At 59.7% G+C, this 19,828-nt stretch carries 28 protein-coding genes; 12 read left to right on the forward strand and 16 right to left on the reverse strand.

What is annotated here, in order from left to right; all coding sequences use genetic code 11:
• Positions 1 to 504: 504 nt before the first annotated feature.
• Entirely contained in the window at positions 505 to 1,275 is a 771-nt protein-coding gene (locus NKK50_RS11380) for a Stf0 family sulfotransferase (RefSeq protein ID WP_352543404.1), read from the forward strand.
• A gap of 274 nt (positions 1,276 to 1,549) precedes the next feature.
• Here NKK50_RS11380 and NKK50_RS11385 read toward each other — a convergent pair whose 3' ends face one another.
• The 7 genes from NKK50_RS11385 to NKK50_RS11415 form a co-directional block, all read right to left on the reverse strand.
• Entirely contained in the window at positions 1,550 to 1,894 is a 345-nt protein-coding gene (locus NKK50_RS11385; protein ID WP_352543405.1) for a hypothetical protein, read from the reverse strand.
• A gap of 13 nt (positions 1,895 to 1,907) precedes the next feature.
• A complete protein-coding gene (locus NKK50_RS11390; RefSeq protein WP_352543406.1) occupies positions 1,908 to 2,117 on the reverse strand; it encodes a hypothetical protein in 210 nt (69 codons plus the stop codon).
• Positions 2,118 to 2,128: 11 nt separating this feature from the next.
• Positions 2,129 to 2,368 (reverse strand): hypothetical protein, encoded by a 240-nt coding sequence (locus NKK50_RS11395; protein WP_352543407.1) that lies wholly within the window; start codon positions 2,366 to 2,368, stop codon positions 2,129 to 2,131.
• Positions 2,369 to 2,386: 18 nt separating this feature from the next.
• Complete coding sequence (locus tag NKK50_RS11400; RefSeq protein ID WP_352543408.1) at positions 2,387 to 2,800, reverse strand: hypothetical protein; 414 nt, start codon at positions 2,798 to 2,800, stop codon at positions 2,387 to 2,389.
• Positions 2,801 to 3,541: 741 nt separating this feature from the next.
• Positions 3,542 to 3,742, reverse strand: coding sequence for a hypothetical protein (locus tag NKK50_RS11405; RefSeq protein ID WP_352543409.1), 201 nt, complete (start codon positions 3,740 to 3,742; stop codon positions 3,542 to 3,544).
• An 86-nt stretch (positions 3,743 to 3,828) separates the two neighbouring features.
• Positions 3,829 to 4,476, reverse strand: coding sequence for a hypothetical protein (locus NKK50_RS11410; protein WP_352543410.1), 648 nt, complete (start codon positions 4,474 to 4,476; stop codon positions 3,829 to 3,831).
• Between the two features lie 47 nt (positions 4,477 to 4,523).
• Positions 4,524 to 5,381, reverse strand: coding sequence for a DUF6011 domain-containing protein (locus NKK50_RS11415; RefSeq protein ID WP_352543411.1), 858 nt, complete (start codon positions 5,379 to 5,381; stop codon positions 4,524 to 4,526).
• 186 nt (positions 5,382 to 5,567) lie between these two features.
• Between NKK50_RS11415 and NKK50_RS11420 the strand changes: the two genes are divergently transcribed.
• Together NKK50_RS11420 and NKK50_RS11425 are read left to right on the forward strand one after the other, a co-directional pair.
• Complete coding sequence (locus NKK50_RS11420; RefSeq protein WP_352543412.1) at positions 5,568 to 5,936, forward strand: hypothetical protein; 369 nt, start codon at positions 5,568 to 5,570, stop codon at positions 5,934 to 5,936.
• A gap of 16 nt (positions 5,937 to 5,952) precedes the next feature.
• Positions 5,953 to 6,279, forward strand: a complete 327-nt coding sequence (locus NKK50_RS11425; protein ID WP_352543413.1) for a hypothetical protein — start codon at positions 5,953 to 5,955, stop codon at positions 6,277 to 6,279.
• 13 nt (positions 6,280 to 6,292) lie between these two features.
• Here NKK50_RS11425 and NKK50_RS11430 read toward each other — a convergent pair whose 3' ends face one another.
• Both NKK50_RS11430 and NKK50_RS11435 read right to left on the reverse strand, forming a co-directional pair.
• Positions 6,293 to 6,727 carry a hypothetical protein gene (locus NKK50_RS11430; protein ID WP_352543414.1) on the reverse strand — a complete coding sequence of 145 codons (435 nt, stop codon included), beginning with the start codon at positions 6,725 to 6,727 and terminating at the stop codon, positions 6,293 to 6,295.
• Between the two features lie 202 nt (positions 6,728 to 6,929).
• Entirely contained in the window at positions 6,930 to 7,400 is a 471-nt protein-coding gene (locus NKK50_RS11435) for a hypothetical protein (protein WP_352543415.1), read from the reverse strand.
• A gap of 461 nt (positions 7,401 to 7,861) precedes the next feature.
• On the opposite strand from NKK50_RS11435, the gene NKK50_RS11440 reads away from it, so the two are divergent.
• Both NKK50_RS11440 and NKK50_RS11445 read left to right on the forward strand, forming a co-directional pair.
• On the forward strand, positions 7,862 to 8,071 hold the full coding sequence (locus NKK50_RS11440) for a hypothetical protein (protein ID WP_352543416.1): 210 nt from the start codon (positions 7,862 to 7,864) through the stop codon (positions 8,069 to 8,071).
• Positions 8,072 to 8,078: 7 nt separating this feature from the next.
• Positions 8,079 to 8,627, forward strand: coding sequence for a phage tail protein (locus tag NKK50_RS11445; RefSeq protein WP_352543417.1), 549 nt, complete (start codon positions 8,079 to 8,081; stop codon positions 8,625 to 8,627).
• Between the two features lie 609 nt (positions 8,628 to 9,236).
• On the opposite strand, the gene NKK50_RS11450 is transcribed toward NKK50_RS11445, so the two are convergent.
• The 7 genes from NKK50_RS11450 to NKK50_RS11480 all read right to left on the reverse strand — a co-directional run bounded on the left by NKK50_RS11450 (position 9,237) and on the right by NKK50_RS11480 (position 12,345).
• Positions 9,237 to 9,551, reverse strand: coding sequence for a hypothetical protein (locus NKK50_RS11450; protein ID WP_352543418.1), 315 nt, complete (start codon positions 9,549 to 9,551; stop codon positions 9,237 to 9,239).
• Positions 9,552 to 9,631: 80 nt separating this feature from the next.
• Entirely contained in the window at positions 9,632 to 9,853 is a 222-nt protein-coding gene (locus NKK50_RS11455) for a hypothetical protein (protein WP_352543419.1), read from the reverse strand.
• 80 nt (positions 9,854 to 9,933) lie between these two features.
• Positions 9,934 to 10,134 (reverse strand): DNA ligase-like domain-containing protein, encoded by a 201-nt coding sequence (locus NKK50_RS11460; protein WP_352543518.1) that lies wholly within the window; start codon positions 10,132 to 10,134, stop codon positions 9,934 to 9,936.
• 573 nt (positions 10,135 to 10,707) lie between these two features.
• Entirely contained in the window at positions 10,708 to 10,965 is a 258-nt protein-coding gene (locus tag NKK50_RS11465) for a hypothetical protein (protein WP_352543420.1), read from the reverse strand.
• 11 nt (positions 10,966 to 10,976) lie between these two features.
• Positions 10,977 to 11,279, reverse strand: coding sequence for a hypothetical protein (locus tag NKK50_RS11470; protein WP_352543421.1), 303 nt, complete (start codon positions 11,277 to 11,279; stop codon positions 10,977 to 10,979).
• Positions 11,276 to 11,668 (reverse strand): DUF7768 domain-containing protein, encoded by a 393-nt coding sequence (locus NKK50_RS11475; RefSeq protein WP_352543422.1) that lies wholly within the window; start codon positions 11,666 to 11,668, stop codon positions 11,276 to 11,278. Before NKK50_RS11475 ends, NKK50_RS11470 begins: the two co-directional genes overlap by 4 nt.
• On the reverse strand, positions 11,665 to 12,345 hold the full coding sequence (locus NKK50_RS11480; protein WP_352543423.1) for a DUF3489 domain-containing protein: 681 nt from the start codon (positions 12,343 to 12,345) through the stop codon (positions 11,665 to 11,667). The genes NKK50_RS11475 and NKK50_RS11480 overlap by 4 nt, the downstream gene beginning before the upstream one ends.
• 89 nt (positions 12,346 to 12,434) lie before the next feature.
• On the opposite strand from NKK50_RS11480, the gene NKK50_RS11485 reads away from it, so the two are divergent.
• Genes NKK50_RS11485 through NKK50_RS11515 form a run of 7 tightly spaced genes read left to right on the forward strand, consistent with a single transcriptional unit; the run spans position 12,435 to position 19,827 of the window.
• Positions 12,435 to 12,995, forward strand: coding sequence for a hypothetical protein (locus NKK50_RS11485; RefSeq protein WP_352543424.1), 561 nt, complete (start codon positions 12,435 to 12,437; stop codon positions 12,993 to 12,995).
• Entirely contained in the window at positions 12,992 to 14,944 is a 1,953-nt protein-coding gene (locus NKK50_RS11490) for a phage terminase large subunit family protein (protein WP_352543425.1), read from the forward strand. Before NKK50_RS11485 ends, NKK50_RS11490 begins: the two co-directional genes overlap by 4 nt.
• Positions 14,945 to 14,949: 5 nt before the next feature.
• Positions 14,950 to 15,165 (forward strand): phage head-tail joining protein, encoded by a 216-nt coding sequence (locus NKK50_RS11495; protein ID WP_352543426.1) that lies wholly within the window; start codon positions 14,950 to 14,952, stop codon positions 15,163 to 15,165.
• Complete coding sequence (locus tag NKK50_RS11500) at positions 15,165 to 16,676, forward strand: phage portal protein (RefSeq protein WP_352543427.1); 1,512 nt, start codon at positions 15,165 to 15,167, stop codon at positions 16,674 to 16,676. The genes NKK50_RS11495 and NKK50_RS11500 overlap by 1 nt, the downstream gene beginning before the upstream one ends.
• Positions 16,666 to 18,042: a S49 family peptidase gene (locus tag NKK50_RS11505; protein ID WP_352543428.1), complete on the forward strand. Its 1,377-nt coding sequence runs from the start codon at positions 16,666 to 16,668 to the stop codon at positions 18,040 to 18,042. The genes NKK50_RS11500 and NKK50_RS11505 overlap by 11 nt, the downstream gene beginning before the upstream one ends.
• 24 nt (positions 18,043 to 18,066) lie before the next feature.
• The gene (locus tag NKK50_RS11510) at positions 18,067 to 18,711 is read left to right on the forward strand and encodes a head decoration protein (protein WP_352543429.1); all 645 of its coding nucleotides are present in this window, start codon (positions 18,067 to 18,069) and stop codon (positions 18,709 to 18,711) included.
• A 33-nt stretch (positions 18,712 to 18,744) separates the two neighbouring features.
• Positions 18,745 to 19,827, forward strand: a complete 1,083-nt coding sequence (locus NKK50_RS11515) for a major capsid protein (RefSeq protein ID WP_352543430.1) — start codon at positions 18,745 to 18,747, stop codon at positions 19,825 to 19,827.
• The last annotated feature ends 1 nt before the right edge of the window (position 19,828 follow it).

Below are 19,828 nucleotides of genomic sequence, written 5' to 3' on the forward strand. Positions count from 1 at the left end.
GGCCCGTTTCGCCTCAAGCTCCCACACAAACGCGCGATTTATGAGTACACGCCCTTAGCTTGACCTCCGTTCTTATTCCGTTCTACCGTTAGGAATAAATTCAACGGATGATCTTTTATGCCGAGGCGATGGGCCGGGGAGGCCGAGCTTGCCGCGCTTATCCTGGCGCGTGCCAATGCGGGGAAGCGGGTCACGCTGGCACCGGACACCGCCCTATTCGTGGGGCTTAAGCTCATGACAGCATCAGCGAAGCCAACGGCCGCCGAGGTCGCTCTAATGATATGCGACTCCCGATGCGAACGGCCCTGCTACCCTTGCCAAGGCAAGGCGAACGGGATCGTTCGGGCCTACGGGCAGCGCGCCGGCTAAGCCGGAAAGATTCGCGGCGCGGGATGGCTTGATCCCCTTTCCGCGCCCTGGCGCTGTTGACTATAGGGCGTATCGCAAGTCAAGCAGATTGAAGGATGGCGCGCGCTTGCGTGCCACAGCGAAGGCGAGGTTTCCATGCGGGGTGTCGCAATCTTAACAGAGCAAAGAAGCGGCTCGAACTGGTTAGGGAGTTTGACAAATGCAACTGGCCTGATGGGGCATTCGGAGGAATGGCTCCTAGGTTCGGAAAATTTGCGATTCGAGCCCAGCAGCTACGTTGCTTTCGAAGAAGCTGTTATTAGAAAAGGGTCGACCGATAACGGACGGTTCGCAATCAAGATATTTCCGCGACACTTGGAATCATGTAAGAACAAGTTCGGCAAAGACTTTCTGTTCGAGATAAACAGGAAGCATGATCTGCTCGTCATTTTACTGGAACGTCGAGACCGGCTTCGACAAGCTATCTCAGCTTACCGGGCAAATATGTCCGGAGTATTTACCAGCCAGAACCACGAACGGACCACCTTGCGAACTGTACCCTATAGCTTTAGTGGTATTAGCCAAGCGTATTTCCAAATTGAGCTAAGCTATGCGTATTGGCGATCCTACGTTAACCTACTTGGGTTGGATCATCGAATCTTTGTCTATGAAGATTTGCAGCCTGACCCAACTCTTTATCTAGAAGCGTTCGCTGAGTTTATGGAGGTGCCGGCTCCGGAAAGCACGCCTGCTTCGAAATTCATGATTCAACGAGACAGCGTGACGGAAGAATGGCTGGCTCGCTTTCGCGAAGACGTTGCGGCCAAGGGTGCGATTGAAGGGATCGGGAACACGCCAGTTAGTAGGACATTGGGCAATCTGGTACGCTTTCTCTTGAAGCGTCCGCTTGACCGAAAACGCTTCTGACTCCGGATGCAGAAGCTTCGTCACAGCGGGGCGCCAAAGATGGCGGCGGCGAGGACTCCGCTAAGCATGGAAGCGCCGAGAAAGATGGCGAGGGTGACGGTTCCGATGACGAAGCCGAGGGCGCGTTTCGCGAGGTCCGCGCCGTTGAATCGGGTCCGGCCAACTCGGCGTCGGTATAGTGGTGGGTGTTCATGCGTCTTCCCCGTTTTGATAACGCAACGAATAACACAACGTTTGCTTTTTGCAAACGATCAACGGAAATAAAGGACGAGGCCTAGCGCTCCGCTTTCAAAGCGGAGGCAAGCAATAGGGGCCAAAGCTCCGCAATCGTCGGCATCATGTTTCGCCGCTCGCAATCGTTGAGGTAGCCAATGAACGCGGTATCCATAAGAAGCTGGGGGCGCCTCGGGACCAACACCGCAGCGGCGGTGTCTCGGTCGCGCTTGAAGGCGTAGGCGTTGACGGCGGCCAGGATGAAAGACCATGTGTCGGCCGGCGCAACCATGTTGCCCTCTTCGTCCGAAATAATGACGGGCTCACCGTTGGCGTCGACCAATTCGGTGACGTCTAGCTTGCTGTTCAAGCGCCAGGGCAGCGGCGCGTCGGGCAGTGCGATCATTAGCTTAAACTCCTTACCTGTCCGCCGAAATGACGGGTGCCATAGAATAGGAACCGTACGGCTTCACCGTCTCGGCGCCATCGTGCGAACCGACCCGAAGGGTCTTGCCTTCGGAGGTCTTGATCGTCTTCGCGGTGCGCGAAGCAACCGTGATCGAAAACCAGCAATTGGAGTCGCAAATCGAGCGGGTCTTATAGGTCTGGCCGGGGTTGAAAGCGATCATGTCACGGACTCCTAGAATAGCGTGAGCTGGACGGATGCAGCGGCGCGGGTCGCCCGCTTCGCCAGGTAGGCGGTAGCCGCCTCGATCCGGTGGCCCCGGCGCAACTTCTCCCACTCGATGTCGTTTGCGTCCGAGCGTTCCGCCCTGAAAATCCAGCCCGCAGCCTCGGCCGGCCGTAGCTGGCAGAGGTAGACGCCGTCGCGGTAGATCGCGGTGCGATTCCTCGAAAGCTTTTCAGTGGTGTAGGCCATGGCGGTATCCCCGTTTCGTTAATGGGAATATACATTACGAATATCGGTTTGCAAGGGTTTGAGCGAAGAAAATTGATCTATTTCAATAGGTTCCCCCGTCCATTCCGCGATAAGGTCGGAAAGGCTGTCACCCCGGTGCCCGGTGAGGTGGCGGCCGTATCGATCGAAGGCGCCGACACCTTCGGCCATGAACCAAGCGGAGCGGCCGGCGGCATCAGTGTGGGGTCCATCTTTCTCGTCGCGGAACGGGCGAAGCGGGCCGACCTTGGCGCCGTTCCTGGCCCGGTACGTGGAGCCCGTGGCGACATCGAGCGGTAGCTCTATCGAAGGTTTCGGCTTGCTTCCTGGCGCGAAGACGCCGGCGCTATGAAGTAGGATGGCGAGGCGAGGTTTTGCGAACGTTGCTACAGCTACAACTATGGAATGCAACATGCGGGCGGGGCTTTCCTGGCGAGACTGATTTACGAGAACACAATGAGAACTCACTACGCGAAAAGAGTCAACGCGTTTTGTACGAATTATCGTACGTTTTGTATGATCTATGCGCCGCGTCCGTCGGGCGGCGTGCCGGGGGATAGATACTATCAGTGACGACAAGCCGTCACGCGCCTGGAACTTTCGCCAGGCGGATGCGCGCGGCCAAAGTTCAGCCAAACGCGAAAGGAAGCGCAGCAAAGCCGTTGTGTCGTTTGCCGGGTTACTATGCCCGGCGGCTTCTATCAGGTATTTACGGTGCGGCAACTATGATCGTAATGGTTTCCACCGCCTTGTTACAAATTGTGATGCTCCTTAAGAAATGCTAAGTACTTGCGCTCCCGCTAATGTTAAGCGGTGATAATTTGGACGTGAGTAAGGCCAATGCAGCCGCCGCCGCCCGCTACGTAAACAACGGCGGTATGCCCGCTCAAGACTTGAGCGGGCGCCCTCACTATCCTGGCCGAGGGCGGCCCCTCGCGACGCCAGGCCAGCACATGATGACGTCGCCCACGGTGTGGCGTGAATTGAATTCGGCACAGGCCAGGCTGAGCGCTACCAGATTGCGCGCGGCTTCCTTTGCGAGTTCCCGAGTGGTTAGCGCGGTCCCGCATGTCGGGCACCTCGCTGTCGCCGAGGCGACCACGCGGTAGCAGTCAGGGCAAATCTTGCATGGGATTTCTCGGCGAGTCGTCATCTTCATGCCCCAAGGATGGCGCGGCGCATCCGCAAGATCTGGTCATAAGACAGGTCATTGACGAAGCGGGCGTGAGCGGCCGCGACCTCTGGCCTCCCCTGGCGTTCCAAATGATGGCATTCTGCGAGAAGCGAGTTGCGCACCTTTGTCGCGAGTAAGGCGTGCTCGGCCGTGCGGACCTCGGAATCAGTTGTTACGGTCATGGCGTGGCGTCCTAGTGTCCCATGTTGATGGATGGCCGGACCCTCGCGAACTTCGCGAAAGCCTCGGCCGATTGCTTGAAAGGCGATCATGCGGCTTGTGACATCGGGTTGAGCGGCGCGAGGCGACCCCATTGGTCCGCCATGGCGTCGGCGATGCCGGAAAAGAAACGGCTTCGTTCCTTCCATCTGTCCGGGCTCGGCGATGCCCGATGGACTCGAGCCTCGCGGCCGTCCACCACGTTGGTCGGGGTCAAGGCGGGAAGGTTGCGAAGCCAGAAGCAAGTTCGCTTCACCTCGGGGTGTCCGAACTGCCAGGGCTGGACCGATTGCGCGAAATCTTCGTAATTCGTGATCCGCTGTTTCGCGTGCTTGTGCATCACCGGGTTTTCAATGCAGACGCGATCAATCGGCGCATTCCAAAACGCCGAGAAGAGCGCGGCGCCTTCATTCAACTCGCCCCACATTTGGGCCAGCGTCTTTCCCGGCGGTGCCTTGGTGAGCCAGCGGACACCGCTGTTGCAGAGACGGGTACAAGGCGGGTGAGCTACCATGAGCAAATCCCACCCATCGCCGAGAAGGTCACGCGCGTCGCCCCTGATATGGCGGTTGCTGCCGTCTGCCGAGGGCAGGAGGTCACAGGACCAAGCGTCGTGGCCGCGATCAAGAAAGGCGTTGCGCACAGTGCCGGAAAATTCGCAGGCAACAAGCACGCGAAGAGAGTGGGTTGAAAGCATTTCGGGAGTCCTTTGAGGTGATGGTGTCCGGAGCGCCGAGGGCGGGGCTAAATGCCCCACTTCGTCGCGCAAATCGGGCCGATGCCGGCTTTGACGGATGCGGGGTCGGTAAGCTCGCGACCACAACAGCCGCACTCCCCTGTCGATCGACCGTATTCGGTGGCCGCTTTCATCGGGTCCGCTGCAATCGAGCACAGCAAGGCCAGGGTGTCCGGCTTGGCTTCCCGGCGGGCTTCGAACTTGCCCGCAACGATCTTGCCGACATAGGCATCCGCGAGGGCTTTGTCGGTAAGGTAGAGGGTGCCGGGATGCGTCTTCGCGGGCTTGATAGTGAGGCGTTCGGTGCGGAACACCGGCTTTTTTAGGCCGGCGGCCGAAGCGGTGGCGAACAGTGCGGTGATCCGCTCGACCCCGACCTCGCCTGAGTTCCCCGCGTTTTCGGCGTTGCGTGCAGCGGCGCGGGCGGCCTGGCCTTCCTTCACCTTGGCAATCGAATTCAGGGCGGCGACAACCTGGCCCGTGGTGAGTGAGCCGTATTGATCGAACTTGCCGAGCAATTCGCGGGAGAACGAATGCCATGAGGCGATGGCGCGAAGGTCGGCCATGAGCGCGGGGTTCGAACCTTCAAACTCGGCCTTGGCAGCGGCGAGGTTAGCGGCCTTCGTCACCTTGCCCTTAGCGGCGGCGACAACGCCCTTCGAAACCTTACCCTTGCCTTTGCACTCAACGCACTGGCGAACCGCGAAGCCCCCGCGCCAGGTGCCGGAACCCTTGCACTTCGGGCAGGGGGAAGAGGCGTCGCCACCGTTCGCGATATGAGCGGCGGCGCGGATCGCCTCGGCCGAGGTCGGGGCCAGCGGGGCCGAGGTGTTCGGGTCGGTATCGAGGTCAGCGAAGTCGATCATTTGGAGGCGCCCTTCGTTTGCGTTTCGCTAACTCTCCATACATAGCGAATAGTTGGTTTGCAATACGCAAACGTTTTGGAGGTGATCTTTTCACGCTCGGTGTTGTGGACTGCGGGGCGGACCCTACTGAACAGGCCAGCGCCCACGTGCTACTATTGCGAATATGGGTTCTGGGGGATCGGCGTCATGAAGAGTTCTTTCTTTCGAGCAGTGGTTTTCATTTCTGCTCTCTTCTCGATATCGGGTGCAGTTGCTGAAGGCAGCATTTCGACACTTGGCGCTATAGATTGTGGTAAATGGGTCGAGGCCCGTTCTGGGCGAAAAGCTATTTCCTTCGAGGCCTATCTCGTTGGCTTTCTAGACGGCGTAGCCTTCGGATCGCAAACCGAGTTTTGGATGGCGGACGGACGGCAGATCAATGCCGAACAGACCTATCTCTGGATGGACAAGTATTGTCGTGAAAACCCGCTCACGGAAATCGTGAACGGGGCCTATAAACTGATGGACGAGCGCTCTCGCGGTGCATTCCGGACAAAAATGATGAGCACACCATGATCGAAACGAAAAGGAAATGAGAACGCTTCTAGTTGTAGCGGCTATATTGATCGCTAACCCCGTATGGACCGCCGCTGCCCAACAAAGTGCTGCCGGTGCAGCCGCCGACAAGGCTGCAGCCGAAAATGCCCGCGAAGTTGACTACGCCACTTGTCGCGTCGCCGCCTATCAGGCCCACGCCTCCGACATTGAGGACTATGTGGTCTCATGTATGCGCGTTGCCGGTTACCGCTTAGAAGGCCACGCCGAAATAGGTAACGCCGCGTTCAAGGCATATTGCGAAGGTGGATATCAACCCATGACGACGAACGGTCGTTGCGATGATCAGCCTAGCGTGCACTGACGAGATCGCTTACCTATCCCCGTCTCATAACTTCTATTACCTTTTCCTGTAGCGGGACCATAGGCATGCAGGTTTCGTTGAATTCCTTCGAGATATCTTCAAAGCCCTTCGCGCCAAGCGATTCAACACGGGCCAGGTACTCAGTCTTTTTCGCGTCAACGATATGCTGCATTGTTTCTTTGACATGGAACTGCTGCTCTTCACTTGATCCGTTCAAAATGAAGAGCGTGGCCGCCAATTCCCACCCATTGGCCTTGTTGTTTGCCTGTTCCGCCAAACTGGGTTTGGACGCATAGAGTTGCGCAGCGAGCCTGAAAAACGCCGCGCACTCGGCCATCGTCTGACCGGTCCGAAAATCTTGTTCCTTCTTGGCTTCTTGCGAGAGTGATGAATTAGAAGAACCCACCACCATTGTACAAGCAAGAGCAAGGCCGATTAAGACCCTCATCACGTATTCCCCCAGCAAGCCATTGTGCTGCGTCTAGCACTTTAGCCGAGGCAAGGCGATGCTTGCCGTGCTGCCGGGCGTGCATTTCGCCCAGTAAGCGGCGATGCGACAGGCAGGCGCGAGCCGTACGGCTCGACGTAGGTTTTGAGGCCGTGGGCGTCGGACACACCCAACTGCATCTGTTCGGGGTGAAGCTTTCTGCCTAGTAGGTGGCGTAGGTTGAGGTCGAGAAGAGGGCGAGGGCGGCGTTGATGCCGGCGGCCTGAAAGACCGGCGTGCCGGAGAAGCTGATGTAAGCGACCTCGATGATGCCGGCGGCCTTGGCGGCGCGGAACGCGGCGGCCGAGGCAGCGCGCCCGAACTGCCATGAGAACAGCGCGGGCACCAAGCGGGCCTGCCCCGTGGCAACGGCGGCCTCGATCTCGGCGAAAGCGGCGGCTGTCTTCGGGCTCATGCGGTCACCTTGGAAGCAACAAGGGCGGAAACGGCGGCGGCGTGCAGCGCGTCCACCTTCGGCGCGGGTGAGCCGGTAATAGGTCTCGATCTCGGCGAGGCGCGAGACTTCGCCACAGTTAGTCGACGCGGAAGCGGTCCAGGTAGCGGCCTCATCCTTCGTCATCGTGGCGAGCTTGGCGCGGTTCGGGCACTCGGAACGGGAAGAAAAGTAAATCATTGGTCCGGCATCTGTTTGCGTTTTGGCAACACTAATATACGTTCCGAATATCGAGGTGGCAAGAGGGATTTTGGGGCCGAGGTCCGATTTCTGGCCTGAAAAACCGTAGAGCCAGGCCTATACAAGCTTCCATATGGCGAAAAATACAATCAACCCATTGAAATCATTGCATCAATATGAACTATGGAATTTTCGTCGAAAACATAGAGCTATACAAGCATAGCGCATAGCGAGGCGCATAGAGGCGTGCATTATAAGACCTATATTTATTATATATTTCCATACAAATAAATATATATATATAGAACAGTGGTTTAGGCTGTATGTTTCGATGTATGGATCGGTGTATGGGGCCTCAAGCATTCCATACACTGGACCCGCGAAGCGGATCGGTTGACGAAGCGCAAACGGTTTTGCTTAATGCGCCATCGCTCCCGACTTCCCGAACAAGGATTCCCGAAATGGTTGACCTCATCCGCAACGTGATTGTTTCCGATCATGGCAACGCGCGGCAGTTCCTGAAAGGTCCAGTGCCTTCCAACATCGGCCCCGGTACGCTGGACCGTTTGCGCCGCGCCGGTGGGCTCGCCCCCGAGGCCGTGGTTAAAGTGGTTTCACCGGCACCCGAGGAAGCTCCTGCCCTGTCTGCCCCGAAGGGCAAGGCCAAGTAAGGCCACGATGTCCGACCTTGAGATCCGCGCGGACTGGAATACTTCCGAGGTCCGCGCGTTGATGCGAAAGCTGCAGCCCCCAAGGCTGAATCAAGCGCTCTCCGTTTCAGTCAACACGACAGCGAAACAGGTCCGAACCTTTGCCGCTCGCATCGTAGCGAAGGCAGGGGGATTGAAGCGAGGTGACGTCGATCCCTCGATACGCATCTATCCCCATTCCACCCCGCAAACGCTAAGCGCTACTGTCCGGGGCAGCGGGAGGCCTATAGCCCTCATCAAGTTCGCTGCGAGACAGACAAAGGGCGGTGTGACCGCGAACGCCTGGGGGGTGCGCAAGCTCTACAAACATACGTTCATCGCGACCATGAAGTCAGGGCATGAGGGCGTCTTTGTGCGGGAAACAAAAAAGCGAAACCCGATCAAAGAACTATGGGGTTCCGGTGTCACCCAGGTAATGAGCCAAGCGATCACAATGGGTACGATTGAAGCGGACGCCCAAGCCAAGCTCACCACGAACGTAGTGCGACAGCTTAAGCGCTACGCCTTCCGGGGTTGAATGCACCAACGTAACGAATGGATTAGGGGAAGGCCTACGCGTCACCCCTCGCCCTTGCTACGATCAAGGTGCATCGGTGCCAATCTCGAAACGTCAATGATATCAATGGTTTATAAAAAACGCGGGTCCTTCCCCCTGGGTGCCATGGTGAGGGGAGCGCTGCATCGCACGTTTTCACTAGCGGCAGAAATCCCGGAAAGCATATCCGAACTATTCGCCCCGATAAGAAACCATCGCTTTTGCGAATGCATCAAAGAACCGCGGGCTTTCTTCCCCGACGGAATCCTCCAACGGGATCAATCGCTTAAGGCTTGGGCGTGGTCGCGAGGGCTGGCGCCGGGCGATATGCTCGGCCCGCTAGTGAGACGAATTGAGGGCATAGGTAGCAGGTACGACGCGGCGATCATCAGCTAGGAGATTTGAAGCGGCCTCATCTAGGGAATCACTTTGTTGAAGATGACTCCCTAAATACCCCCTGCGGCCGTCGAGTATGCAAACAATCGTGCCAAGCCCCCAACGAACGACGGTCTGGCCGTGTGCGCCGCTACCGAGCTATATCTGCTCTCCTTCGACAGTTGGGGGCCTCCACGCCGGAGTATCGGCCCTTTGTCAGGGGCACAGCAGCTTAACTGGTGTCCCATCCTTCAAGAGATAGGCTTCCCTGCATTCGTTACTATTTACCTCTACTTCGCGGGAGCCTACGTCAAACGTGTGAAAGAACTCCGCAAATGAGGTATGACCATCACCGTTCCAATCCATATCTTGCCACGAAAATCCTTTGCCGAATGTCTGATCGGCAACGATCGCCAAAGAAATTGAAGCAATGATAGCGAGAATGAGGATCCCTCGTTTTTGCAGAGCCTTCCTCCTTACTGAAATGGAGCCCAAGGTGCACTTGGAACCCACCGCCTTCCACAGACCCACACAAGCATCCACAGGCAAATTATAACTTGTAGATAAACGCGTTGACACGAATCTCTTTTACGCGATGCGATCTTGATCCGCTAACCGCCGCCCTCTTCCCCATCCTCTAGCAACGCCTTTACCGACGCGTGCCGCAAGATCTCTTCGCCTCGCAGATGCTTCACCGTGGCGCGCACCCCTGGCTTGATCCATTGTATCGAGGCGTCGCGTTTCTTCCCGAGCGCTTCGGGCGCCGCGCCGCCGGCCCTGGCCTGGACCCGCTGCCAAAGCCGGTCGCGCATATCTCGGCCGAGGGTGATCATAGCGGTTCCTACGTAGCGTCCGGTTCCTGGTTCCGCGAACAAGCCTTGAGCCGCCTTGCCTGTTTCCCGCTGGTATCCGATTAGATCAAGATCACTGTACATATAACTTTCGTCTTCAGCCAATTCGTGGTTGGGCCGCTTCGATACGGGCTATCGGCCCGCTTCGAAACCATCCCCTCAAGCTCGGCTTGCTCGACCAAATAGAAGATCGCTTTCGCCTCGCCTGGTAGCGCCTCGCTGAATTGAATCCGGGTGCCAGGCTTCACGATGCTATGCAGCATTTCCCGGCGGGCCTTGCAGCCGATGTCGCGGAGGTCGTGGCCGTTGAGGTGGAGAAGATAGGCAGGGACGGCCCAATTCACGGTGAATTGACTTTGCACCGCGATCCTTGTGTGGGTAGGCCAATAGCCGTGTAGAGGGCCGGCGATGCCGTTAGAAAGTTACCGTGGGGTATTCGAACCCAAGGATCCCGACCTGCTTCAGCGGGTGCTAGACCGTTTGAGCGGCGAGCGCGGGAATCGTCCGAGAAGACACGGAAAAAATGGAAGTCCTGGCTTGGGGAGTCATCCTCCTTTTTCAAAATGGAATTACCGACGAGGCGGAACTACTGCGGCGTGCCGGAAACGCTGACCGCTAGTGGCCTCTTTTAAGATTCCGAGCCTCACGAAGTAGCGAATTCCAGTCGGTGCCGATCAGTTCAATAAGCTGGCATGATTGCTCTACCGATATGCCGGTCTCTTTCGCCAATCGGGAGGCGAGGGCTTCAACCTCTATCCGCTTGCGCTCTTTTTCCATGACACGCCTACTACGCAAGCCCAACCTGTCGGCGGCAAAAAGGTTCCGGTCACGCGGCCTTACAGCGAGGGGTCCATGCTCTTAGCCTTCCACGATGTCACCCCGCGAGCGGCACGGCCCGCCGAGGTTATCTTGCGCTGCCAGCGGATAGCCGGCGCCGGCCCCGCGCTCAAGTCAACCAGCCCGGCCGGCGCCTGGCGCATGTCCGCTAGACCCGCATTGACCAAGCCGAGAAAGACGACCTTGCCCCGGACAACCGGGTCCGCCCCGTCCGGCACGTCCACCCACTCGTCGGTAAGCCCGCGAAGGACTCGCATCTGTGCCGGTGTCATGGCCTCACCGCCCTGTAAAGGTGGGTAGCGTACGCGCCGACCGCTTTCCAGTAAGCAGCCATCGGCCCCTTGTTCTTGCGCCAGGATACTTGCGCCCTGGCGCGGGCATCAATGGACAGGTCGCGGAACACCTCGGCGACCTCCTGGCGGACCTCCGGCGGCAGCGCCATAAGCCTGGCCGCCGCCGGCAGTGATAGCACCGGGTTGCGGACATCGGGCCGTTTCGAACGGGACGCCGCAGCCGCGTTGTGTTCCTCGGCAGTCTGATAGCTGCCGGCTTGGTCACTCGGGGCTGTCATGACTGCCACGCCTCAAGCCGGCGATACTCCACCGGCCTGCCCTCGGCCTCCGCGCGGGCGACGCCCTCGGCCATGCCGCGAGAAATCCCGAGGTCAGCATAGACCACGGTTGCCTCGGCAACACGGCCCCACGCCAGGCCGGCGTCGATGCCTGTTACCCGTTCCTCGGGGTTGCCATCGTCCAAGACGCCGCGTTGCGTGTAGAGCAAATGGCTTGCCGCTGGGGCGTCGCCTCGGCTCAAGCAATCCCGCATCGCGGCCCGCGCATAGGCCACGTTCTTTTCGATATCACCGGCATAGGGCGACTCGAGAATGACAAGCCGCCATGACCCAGGCGAACGGAACCGCTTCGCCTCGGCGCGGGCGACCTCTACAGCGGCGCCGCTCATGCTTCCACCTCGGCGCGCGGGATCACGTAGCGGGTTTCCTCGCCCTTGATCCTTTTCGCAACGATGTTGTGGCCGCGCTTCCGAAGCGTGCCGGCGATGTAGCCGCGCAAGGTGTGGGCCTGCCATTCGGTGGCCGCCATGAGGTCGCGAAGGGTTGCGCCGTCCGCCGTTGAAACAAGTTCAATGATCGTGTCCGCTTTCGTGACCTTCGCCACCTTAACCGGCTTCGGGGCCGAGGCGCGGGCGGCGGCCCGAGCGGCGCGGCGTTCCGCGATTTCAGCCGGGGTCGACTTCGTGGGCGGGAGATCGGCGACCGCCGCTTTCATCGCGCCGAGCGTCATCACGGCGGGGCCAGCCGCGATGGCGTCAACAGCCGCTTGTTGGAATGGCCGCAGCTTGGACTTGCCGGTGGCCTTCCCCTGTATCACGGGCTCGGCGAGTGCAGCGGCGACCCGTGCCCCCGTCACCTCCGCGAGCTTGCCGTTGACGTAGGCGGTTGAACTGATCTCTTCCGGGATGCCGGCGGCCATCGTCTTGAACGGCGCAGCCAGGGCGGGGAACCATTCCTTTGCGCCGGGGCTCACCTCGGCCGGTTCATCGGGGCTATAGCCGGGAAACTTTGCGGCAAGTTGTTTGGCAAAGCGCTTCGCATTTGACTTGACATTGTACGACTTCATTGTCGGTTCCGATTCAGCTAGAGTGTTTGCAATTCGCAAACGACGCATAGCGCGCAATATGCGTGGTGTATATAGCTAGGATCAAAAAAGTGGGCGGCAGGAAAAAACTGGACGGCATCAGCCTAGCCGCTTTTGCCCGCGAAATGGGTGTTACGCCTAACGCGGTGCGTCAAAGAGTGCAGCGGGGGAGCTTGGCCGGGTCTATCTTTCCCGATGGTTCGGTCGACGCGGTGGCGGCTCGGGTCCAATGGTTTGCAAATAGCAACCCAAACCAAGCCAGGCGGAAGCCGACCCCGAAGACTTCGAAGCTTTTTCAGGCCGGCGAAGAGGCCGCCGATACCAGCGAATACGACCTCAAGGTCGAGCGGATGCAAGTCGACCTTGAGGCCGCCAAGATCAATCTTGAGCGGCTTAGGGAAACCACGGTCGACAAAGAGGAAGCTCGCCGGGCGATCCGTTCGCTTATGCGAGTGTTCCGCGCCGCGATGCTGAATTTCGCGAACCGCTACGCGTCCGATATAGCGGCGGTTGTAGAGGCCGACCCGGTCCAACTCGCCGGCACCCTTGAAGAGCACATGCGACTCGCGCTCGGCGAGCTGGCGAAGACGCGGGCGCCAATGGATGCCGGCGCCTTCGGGGAATCGGCGTGACCGATTTTGAGTACCTCTTTGAGCAAGGCGCCCAGGCTATCGAGCCCGACCCGCCGTTCACCGTTTCGGAATGGGCGGATGAACACCGACACCTGACTTCGGTTTCGTCATCCGAGCCCGGCAAGTGGCGGACCTCGCGCACCCCATACCTACGCGAGATCATGGACTCGCTGTCCACCTATTCGGCGATTGAAACTGTCTCGCTCATGAAGGGTGTTCAAATCGGCGCCTCGGAAGGCGGGTTCAACTTCGTCGGCTACACAATCCACCACTCGCCAGGGCCGATTATGTACGTCCTGCCCACCATCGACATGGCGAAAAAGTTTTCTAAAACCCGCATCGATCCCATGATTTCGGAAAGCCCGGTGCTGTCCGGAAAGATCAAGCCGGCGAGGTCGCGAGACTCCGGCAACACCGTCATGCAAAAGGATTTTGACGGCGGCGCCCTCTTCATGACCGGCGCGAATTCGGGTTCCGGCCTTCGCGGTTCCCCGGTGTCTCGCTTGGTACTGGACGAAGTGGACGCCTACCCGGCATCGGCGGATGACGAAGGCGACCCCGCGATGCTCGCGATCAAGCGAACCGCAAATTTTCCGCGTCGCAAAATCTTCATTACTTCTTCGCCAAAGCTCAAGCTCAACAGCCGTATCGCTAAGTCGTTCGCCGAGGGCGACCAACGATACTATAACGTGAAGTGCGAGAAGTGCGGGACGGCTCAACCGATCATATGGGCCGCCATCAAATGGGAATCGGGGAAGCCAGATTCCGCGGCGTTTATCTGCCAGGCTTCGGACCCCGAAACCGGCGAGATTTGCGAACACCGGCATACCGAAGCGCGGAAAAAGTTCCTGCTATCGGAAGAGCGCGGCGCCGCCTGGCTACCTACGGAGGTGCCGGTGCGGCCGAACGTGCGCAGCTACCATCTTTCCGCGCTCTATTCCCCATGGTTCAAGTGGGCGGAATGCGTGTCCGAATTCCTGGCGGCGAAAGACGACCCCGCGCTCCTGCAGATCTTCGTCAACACGGTGCTAGGCGAGCCTTGGGAAGACACCGGGGGCGAGAAGGCGGACCCGGACACCTTACTAGCGAAACGGGAAGCGTTCACAGATTGCCCGCCCCGCGTGGCGTTGCTCACCGCTGGCGTTGACGTGCAACCCGACCGTCTCGAGGTCGAGGTCGTGGCGTGGGGCCGAGACGAAGAGTCCTGGTCACTCGATTATCAGGTGCTTGCGGGCGACCCCTCACAACAAGAGGTTTGGGATCAACTCGACGACTTGCTTTCCAAGCGATGGCCGCACCCCGCATTCCCGAACGGAATAGCGATAGCGGCCACGGCCGTAGACACCGGCGGCGCCAATACGCAAGATGCTTACCGCTATGTGAAGCCGCGCGAGGGGCGCCGGATTTGGGGGATCAAGGGTTATGCCGGGCATCGTCCGGTGTGGCCGAGGAAGCCGTCGCGAACCAACAAAGGTCGGATCAACCTTTACGCCATCGGCGTCGACAGCGCGAAAGAAACCATCATCAAGCGGCTTGAGAAAACGGGGGCGCTAGTGAGCGGCGCCGGGGCATGTCACTACCCGATGGAACGCGACAAAGACTACTTCGATCAAATGACGGCCGAGGTGAAGAAAACCCGCTACGTCAAAGGCTTCAAAGATATCTATTGGTGGAAGCCGGACCACGCCAGGAATGAGGCGCTAGACTGCCGCGTCTACGCCTACGCTTCGTTGCAAGGCCTGATCGCCGCTGGCTTCGTCTTGAACCGGGAAGCCGCGAAGGTGGAGCGCTATCTAGCCGAGATCGCGGCGCCGGCCCCGGAGCCCGAGGCCATGGCCTTGCCTGGCGAAGATGAACCGGCAGCGCAGCATCGTGGAATCCAGCCGCCGCCCGCCGGTGCTAAGGTGAACCGGAAACGCCGACGCGTCGTCGGCAGTCCGTTCATGTGATCTCAATGACCGACTTGGAATTGCTCAAAGCTCAAAAGGCCGCCTTGCTTAAGGCGATGCGTTCCGGTGCGCTCATCGTCCAACATGGCGACAAGCGCGTCCAGTATCGCAGCATGTCCGAAATGCGGGATGCTCTGGACGGCATCAAAGACGAGATCGCGGACCTTGAAGGCGCGCCCAAAAAACGGGTTTTCTACATTGACGCTCGGCGGGGGTATTGATGGGCGTTCTCTCCCGAGTCGCGAGCGCGTTCCGGCTGAATAGTGGCGGCAACAACTCATTTGAGGCCGCCGGCAACGGCCGCCGGTTGCGCGGCTTCAACCCATCCAAGAACCACGTCAATGTCGCTATCGCCGCCGCCGGCCCTACCCTGGTAGCTCGCGCCCGTTGGCTTTACGAAAATGACGGCATCGCGGGCAACGCGGTTGACGAATGGACCTCTCACGCCGTGGGCGACGGCATCAAGCCTCGGCCCCGCCTCAAGAAAGAGCGGAAGGCCGCCAAAGCCGCATTGATCGCGCTGTTCATGAAGTGGACAGACGAGGCGGACGCCGAAGGGCTCACCGACTACTATGGCCTTCAAGAGAAGATCGCCCGTGAGGCCTACATGGCCGGCGAGTGCTTCGTTCGCATCCGGGCGCGCCGCCGTTCCGATATGTGGACGGTCCCGTTTCAATTGCAGATGCTTCCGGCCGAAATGCTGGACCTCGCTTTCAGCACCTCGCTTCCTGGCGGAAACTTCGTTGTGGCCGGTATCGAGTTCAACGCGATTGGCGCCCGCGTCGCATATCATTTCTGGCGCTTCCATCCGAACGACACCCGGCCGCCGATGTCTACCGCGACGCGTGACCGGGTGCGCGTTCCGGCCGCCGAGGTGTTGCACGTCTTTGACGGCCGTCAGGGCGGTCAGATCCGAGGCGTCCCGCGCGTCGCCCGCTCGCTTGTCAAAATCTTCGGCCTTGAGGTCTATGACGACGCCGAAATTGAGCGGAAGAAAACGGCCGCGCTGTTCGCTGGCTTTCTCATCGGCCGGGGCGACAACCCGATCACTGTCAACGATGACGATGACGGCGACGAGGAAGACACCCCGATTGCAGGAATGCAGCCGGGCGCGATTATCGACCTCGGTAATGACAGGGATATTAAGTTCTCTTCGCCGGCCGAAGTTGGCGGGTCATATGAGGCCTTCCAATACCGCACAACCTTGAAGATTTGCGCAGGCCTCGGCGTGCCCTATTCCATCGTTACCGGCGATATGACCAAGGGCAATTTTTCGAATGTCCGAACCGCCATCGTTGCGTTCCGGCGCCGCATTTCGCAGTGGCAAAACAATACGCTGATCTTTCAGCTTTGCCGGCCGGTGTGGATTGCCTTCGTTGAGCGCGCCGTGATGGCGGGCCTTATCGAGCTTCCCGGCTATAACGAAGACCCGACCGAATATTGGTCGTGCGATCATCTGCCGCCGCGTCAAGAATGGCTTGACCCGGCGAAGGATATTGCGGCCGAAAAGGAAGCTATCTCGGGCGGCCTCAAGAGCCGGACGCAAAGCGTTGCGGAACGCGGCTACGATATCGAGGACATTGACGACGAGATCGAGCAAGAGCGCAGCCAGGCGGCGGGCCGAGCGATGCCGCTTGTGTTCGACACAGATGGCACGGTCCCGGCGCCGGTGGCGCAACCGGGCCGCGCCAAACCCATAGACGACCCGGAGGATCTTCCAGATGCCGCGTGACCTTCCGCTAGTTGCCAGCCTGCTTTTTGATACGCCGCTGCTTATCCATCGCGGCAAGGCGAACACCATCCTTACCGCCATCGGTCCCCGCATTCTGGACGGCCTAGCGGTATCGGCAAGTGAGTTGCCGCGTGCCCCACGCGAAGCGCGTGCAGGCCAAGGCCGAGCCTTCCGCAGCGGCGGCTACATGGCCGACAACGGCATCGCTGTTTTGCCCGTCCTTGGAACGTTGATCCGGCGCGGTACGTGGCTGGACTCGGAGTCCGGCCTCACCAGCTATTCCGCGCTGTCCGATGCGGTGACAGAGATCATGTACGACCCGGCGGTTCGCGGGCTCATGCTTGAGCTTGATTCCCCCGGCGGTGAAGCCAACGGCTGTTTTGACCTGGCCCAATTCATTCGCAGTGCGAGCGAGGAAGCCGGCAAGCCGGTATGGTGCCACGTCAACGAAGTGGCGGCCTCGGCCGGTTACGCCATCGCGAGCGCGGCGTCGCAAATTTGGGTGCCTACCACAGGCGAGGTCGGTTCAATCGGCTGTCTCGCCGCCCATGTGGACGTGTCCGAAGCGGACAAGATGGCCGGCGTTCGGTGGACCTATATTTTCTATGGTGCCGAGAAGGCAGACGGCAACATGCATGAGCCCTTGAGCAATCGCGCCAAGGCAGCGGTGCAGGCCGATGTTGACGCCCTCGGCGAAATGTTTGTGCAGCTTGTTTCGCAACATCGTGGAATCGACGCCTCGGCGATCCGTGCTACGGAAGCATGCATGTATCGCGGTATTGATGCGGTTGAGTCTGGCCTGGCCGATGTGTCCGGCAGTTTTGACGAAGCCCTTGAAGCGTTCGCGAGTAGTGTTGACGAATTGCAAACAGTCTCTCCGCAAACGTCTTCAAAATCGAAACTAAAGGTAGGTCTTATGCCCAAGCTTCTAACCGCCGCCGAGACTGCCGCCGCTGCCGAGGCCGAGACGGCCCGAGTTGCCGCCGAAGCCGAAACCGCCAGGCTTGCTGCCGAGGCTGAAACGGCGCGTCTCGCGGCCGAGGCCGAGACTGCCAGGCTCGCCGCCGAAGCGAACGCCACCGACGCCGAGCGCGCCACCACGGCCGAGCGGACCCGCTGCGAAGGCCTCGCCGCCATCACTGCCCAGGCCGACCGGCTCGGCGTCACTTTCAACGTGGGCGAAGCCATCAAAACGAACATGAGCGTGTCCGATGCCCGCTCCAAGGTTCTGGACGCCGCCGCCGCTGGCGATGCCGCGCCCGTTTCCACCATCGCAACGCCCAAGGCCGAGACGCCGAAGGCCGGGAAAGTTCTGGACGCGGGCGCAAAAGAGTCCGTGTGGAAAAAGGCAATGAAGCGCCGCTAAGCGCGACAACAGGAGTCGACCGCAATGACCATTCTTTATGAAGGCCGCCGCCCCGGCGCCTATATCGTCAGTGAAGCCGCAGGCGCCACCGGCGGGATGCGTTCCCGCGAGGCCGGCATTCTCACCGGCGCCGCCAAGCTGGTCGACGGAACCATCCTCGGGCAGATTACCGTTGCGGCCGTTCCGGTTGCAGCCGCCAAGGGTGGCAATACCGGCAACGCCACCATTTCGGCGGTAGCCCCCGGCGCCGGCGCCAAGGTCGGCGTTTATTCCGTGGAGTTCACCGCCGCGACCAAGTTCGATGTGGTGGACCCGGAAGGCTTCAAGATCAAATCCGGCTCGACCGGAGTCGCCTATGCCGATGATCTCGGCTTCACCATCACGGTCGGCGCGACCCCGATGGTGGCCGGCGACGGCTTCAACATCACCGTGGCCGCCGGCACCAAGAAATTCAAGGCATACGACCCGGCCGCCGTGGACGGTTCGCAGAATGCCCGCGCCGTTCTCTTCGGCAACATCGACGCCACCCTCGCGGACAAGCCCATCGTCGTGAGTATGCGGGACACCGAAATCAACGGCGCTGAAATCACCTGGCCCGTGGGTATCTCGGCGCCGAACAAGGCAATCGTAATCGCGGCTCTCGCCGCAAAAAGCATCATCGTTCGCTAAGCACGGCGACGGGGAAAACGAGGAATCGCACCAATGCATATGGATATATTCAACGACGACGCGTTTTCCACCGTCTCGATGACCGTGGCGCTTGAAGACTTCGAATTCAAGCCCAACCTGATCGGCTCGATGAACCTCTTCGAAGAGGTTCCGATTGCAACGGAAACCGTCTCGGTCGAGCGCCGCGCCGGCAACGTGCTTTCCATCATCCAGACTTCGGAACGCGGCGCGCCGCTGGCCGAGGGCAAGCGGGACCGTGCCAACCTTCGCAAATACGACACGACCCGCATCGCGAAGGGTCACACGATTCAGGCTTCCGAGATCCAGAACATGCGCGCGTTCGGCACCGAGTCCGAACTGGAAACCATGATCTCCTACGTTGGCCGCTACGAACAGCGTCTTATCGGCGACGTTGAACTGACCTGGGAAAACATGCAGCTTGGCGCGTTGCAGGGCAAGGTCTTGGACGCGGACGGCTCGGTTATCATCGACTGGTTCGCCGAGTGGGGAATCGCGGCGCCGGCCGAAATCGACTTCGCGCTGGACACCCCCGGCACCAACGTCGAACAGAAATGCCGGGACGTTCTGCGCCTCATGCAGAAGGCTTCGCGCGGCGCCTGGACGATTGGCACCCGCGTTGTGGGCCTGGCCGGCGACAGCTTCTTCGACAAGCTCACCGGTCATACCACTGTCAAACAGGTGTATCTCAACACCTCGCAGGCTCAGACCCTCAATCGTGCTTTCGGCGTGGCGACGCAGTCCGCATTTAGCGCGGGCTCCTATGCCGTGTTCGATTACGGCGGCATCCTGTTTATCAACTATCGCGGCACCGATGATTTCAGCGACGCCGCCGATGCCGGCACGAAAACCGGCCTCGGCATCAAGTCGACCAAGTGCAAGTTCTTCCCGATGGGCGCCCCTGGCGTTTATCAGAAGGCTTTCGCACCTGGCGAGGCGTTCGAAATGGTCAACACCATCGGCCGCCCGCTCTACGCGATGATGATCCGCGACAAGGATCGGAACTTTTGGGTTCGCCCCGAGGTCTATTCCTATCCGCTGTTCATCTGCACGCGGCCGGAAATGCTCCTGACCGCTAAAGAGAAGGCCGCCGGCTAAG

Source organism: Mesorhizobium sp. M0001, from assembly GCF_040324255.1.
GTDB lineage: Bacteria > Pseudomonadota > Alphaproteobacteria > Rhizobiales > Rhizobiaceae > Mesorhizobium.

What these genes read in the sequence shown, in the direction of transcription:
- NKK50_RS11480 (WP_352543423.1), bottom strand. Translation starts at nt 12,345, where the DNA reads ATGAAGTCGTACAATGTCAAGTCAAATGCGAAGCGCTTTGCCAAACAA.
- NKK50_RS11460 (WP_352543518.1), bottom strand. Translation starts at nt 10,134, where the DNA reads ATGCTGCATAGCATCGTGAAGCCTGGCACCCGGATTCAATTCAGCGAG.
- NKK50_RS11405 (WP_352543409.1), bottom strand. Translation starts at nt 3,742, where the DNA reads ATGACCGTAACAACTGATTCCGAGGTCCGCACGGCCGAGCACGCCTTA.
- NKK50_RS11470 (WP_352543421.1), bottom strand. Translation starts at nt 11,279, where the DNA reads ATGACAGCCCCGAGTGACCAAGCCGGCAGCTATCAGACTGCCGAGGAA.
- NKK50_RS11410 (WP_352543410.1), bottom strand. Translation starts at nt 4,476, where the DNA reads ATGCTTTCAACCCACTCTCTTCGCGTGCTTGTTGCCTGCGAATTTTCC.
- NKK50_RS11510 (WP_352543429.1), top strand. Translation starts at nt 18,067, where the DNA reads ATGACCATTCTTTATGAAGGCCGCCGCCCCGGCGCCTATATCGTCAGT.
- NKK50_RS11455 (WP_352543419.1), bottom strand. Translation starts at nt 9,853, where the DNA reads ATGATCACCCTCGGCCGAGATATGCGCGACCGGCTTTGGCAGCGGGTC.
- NKK50_RS11505 (WP_352543428.1), top strand. Translation starts at nt 16,666, where the DNA reads ATGCCGCGTGACCTTCCGCTAGTTGCCAGCCTGCTTTTTGATACGCCG.
- NKK50_RS11475 (WP_352543422.1), bottom strand. Translation starts at nt 11,668, where the DNA reads ATGAGCGGCGCCGCTGTAGAGGTCGCCCGCGCCGAGGCGAAGCGGTTC.
- NKK50_RS11430 (WP_352543414.1), bottom strand. Translation starts at nt 6,727, where the DNA reads ATGAGGGTCTTAATCGGCCTTGCTCTTGCTTGTACAATGGTGGTGGGT.
- NKK50_RS11445 (WP_352543417.1), top strand. Translation starts at nt 8,079, where the DNA reads ATGTCCGACCTTGAGATCCGCGCGGACTGGAATACTTCCGAGGTCCGC.
- NKK50_RS11425 (WP_352543413.1), top strand. Translation starts at nt 5,953, where the DNA reads ATGAGAACGCTTCTAGTTGTAGCGGCTATATTGATCGCTAACCCCGTA.
- NKK50_RS11515 (WP_352543430.1), top strand. Translation starts at nt 18,745, where the DNA reads ATGCATATGGATATATTCAACGACGACGCGTTTTCCACCGTCTCGATG.
- NKK50_RS11385 (WP_352543405.1), bottom strand. Translation starts at nt 1,894, where the DNA reads ATGATCGCACTGCCCGACGCGCCGCTGCCCTGGCGCTTGAACAGCAAG.
- NKK50_RS11435 (WP_352543415.1), bottom strand. Translation starts at nt 7,400, where the DNA reads ATGATTTACTTTTCTTCCCGTTCCGAGTGCCCGAACCGCGCCAAGCTC.
- NKK50_RS11390 (WP_352543406.1), bottom strand. Translation starts at nt 2,117, where the DNA reads ATGATCGCTTTCAACCCCGGCCAGACCTATAAGACCCGCTCGATTTGC.
- NKK50_RS11420 (WP_352543412.1), top strand. Translation starts at nt 5,568, where the DNA reads ATGAAGAGTTCTTTCTTTCGAGCAGTGGTTTTCATTTCTGCTCTCTTC.
- NKK50_RS11500 (WP_352543427.1), top strand. Translation starts at nt 15,165, where the DNA reads ATGGGCGTTCTCTCCCGAGTCGCGAGCGCGTTCCGGCTGAATAGTGGC.
- NKK50_RS11395 (WP_352543407.1), bottom strand. Translation starts at nt 2,368, where the DNA reads ATGGCCTACACCACTGAAAAGCTTTCGAGGAATCGCACCGCGATCTAC.
- NKK50_RS11415 (WP_352543411.1), bottom strand. Translation starts at nt 5,381, where the DNA reads ATGATCGACTTCGCTGACCTCGATACCGACCCGAACACCTCGGCCCCG.
- NKK50_RS11440 (WP_352543416.1), top strand. Translation starts at nt 7,862, where the DNA reads ATGGTTGACCTCATCCGCAACGTGATTGTTTCCGATCATGGCAACGCG.
- NKK50_RS11495 (WP_352543426.1), top strand. Translation starts at nt 14,950, where the DNA reads ATGACCGACTTGGAATTGCTCAAAGCTCAAAAGGCCGCCTTGCTTAAG.
- NKK50_RS11465 (WP_352543420.1), bottom strand. Translation starts at nt 10,965, where the DNA reads ATGCGAGTCCTTCGCGGGCTTACCGACGAGTGGGTGGACGTGCCGGAC.
- NKK50_RS11400 (WP_352543408.1), bottom strand. Translation starts at nt 2,800, where the DNA reads ATGTTGCATTCCATAGTTGTAGCTGTAGCAACGTTCGCAAAACCTCGC.
- NKK50_RS11380 (WP_352543404.1), top strand. Translation starts at nt 505, where the DNA reads ATGCGGGGTGTCGCAATCTTAACAGAGCAAAGAAGCGGCTCGAACTGG.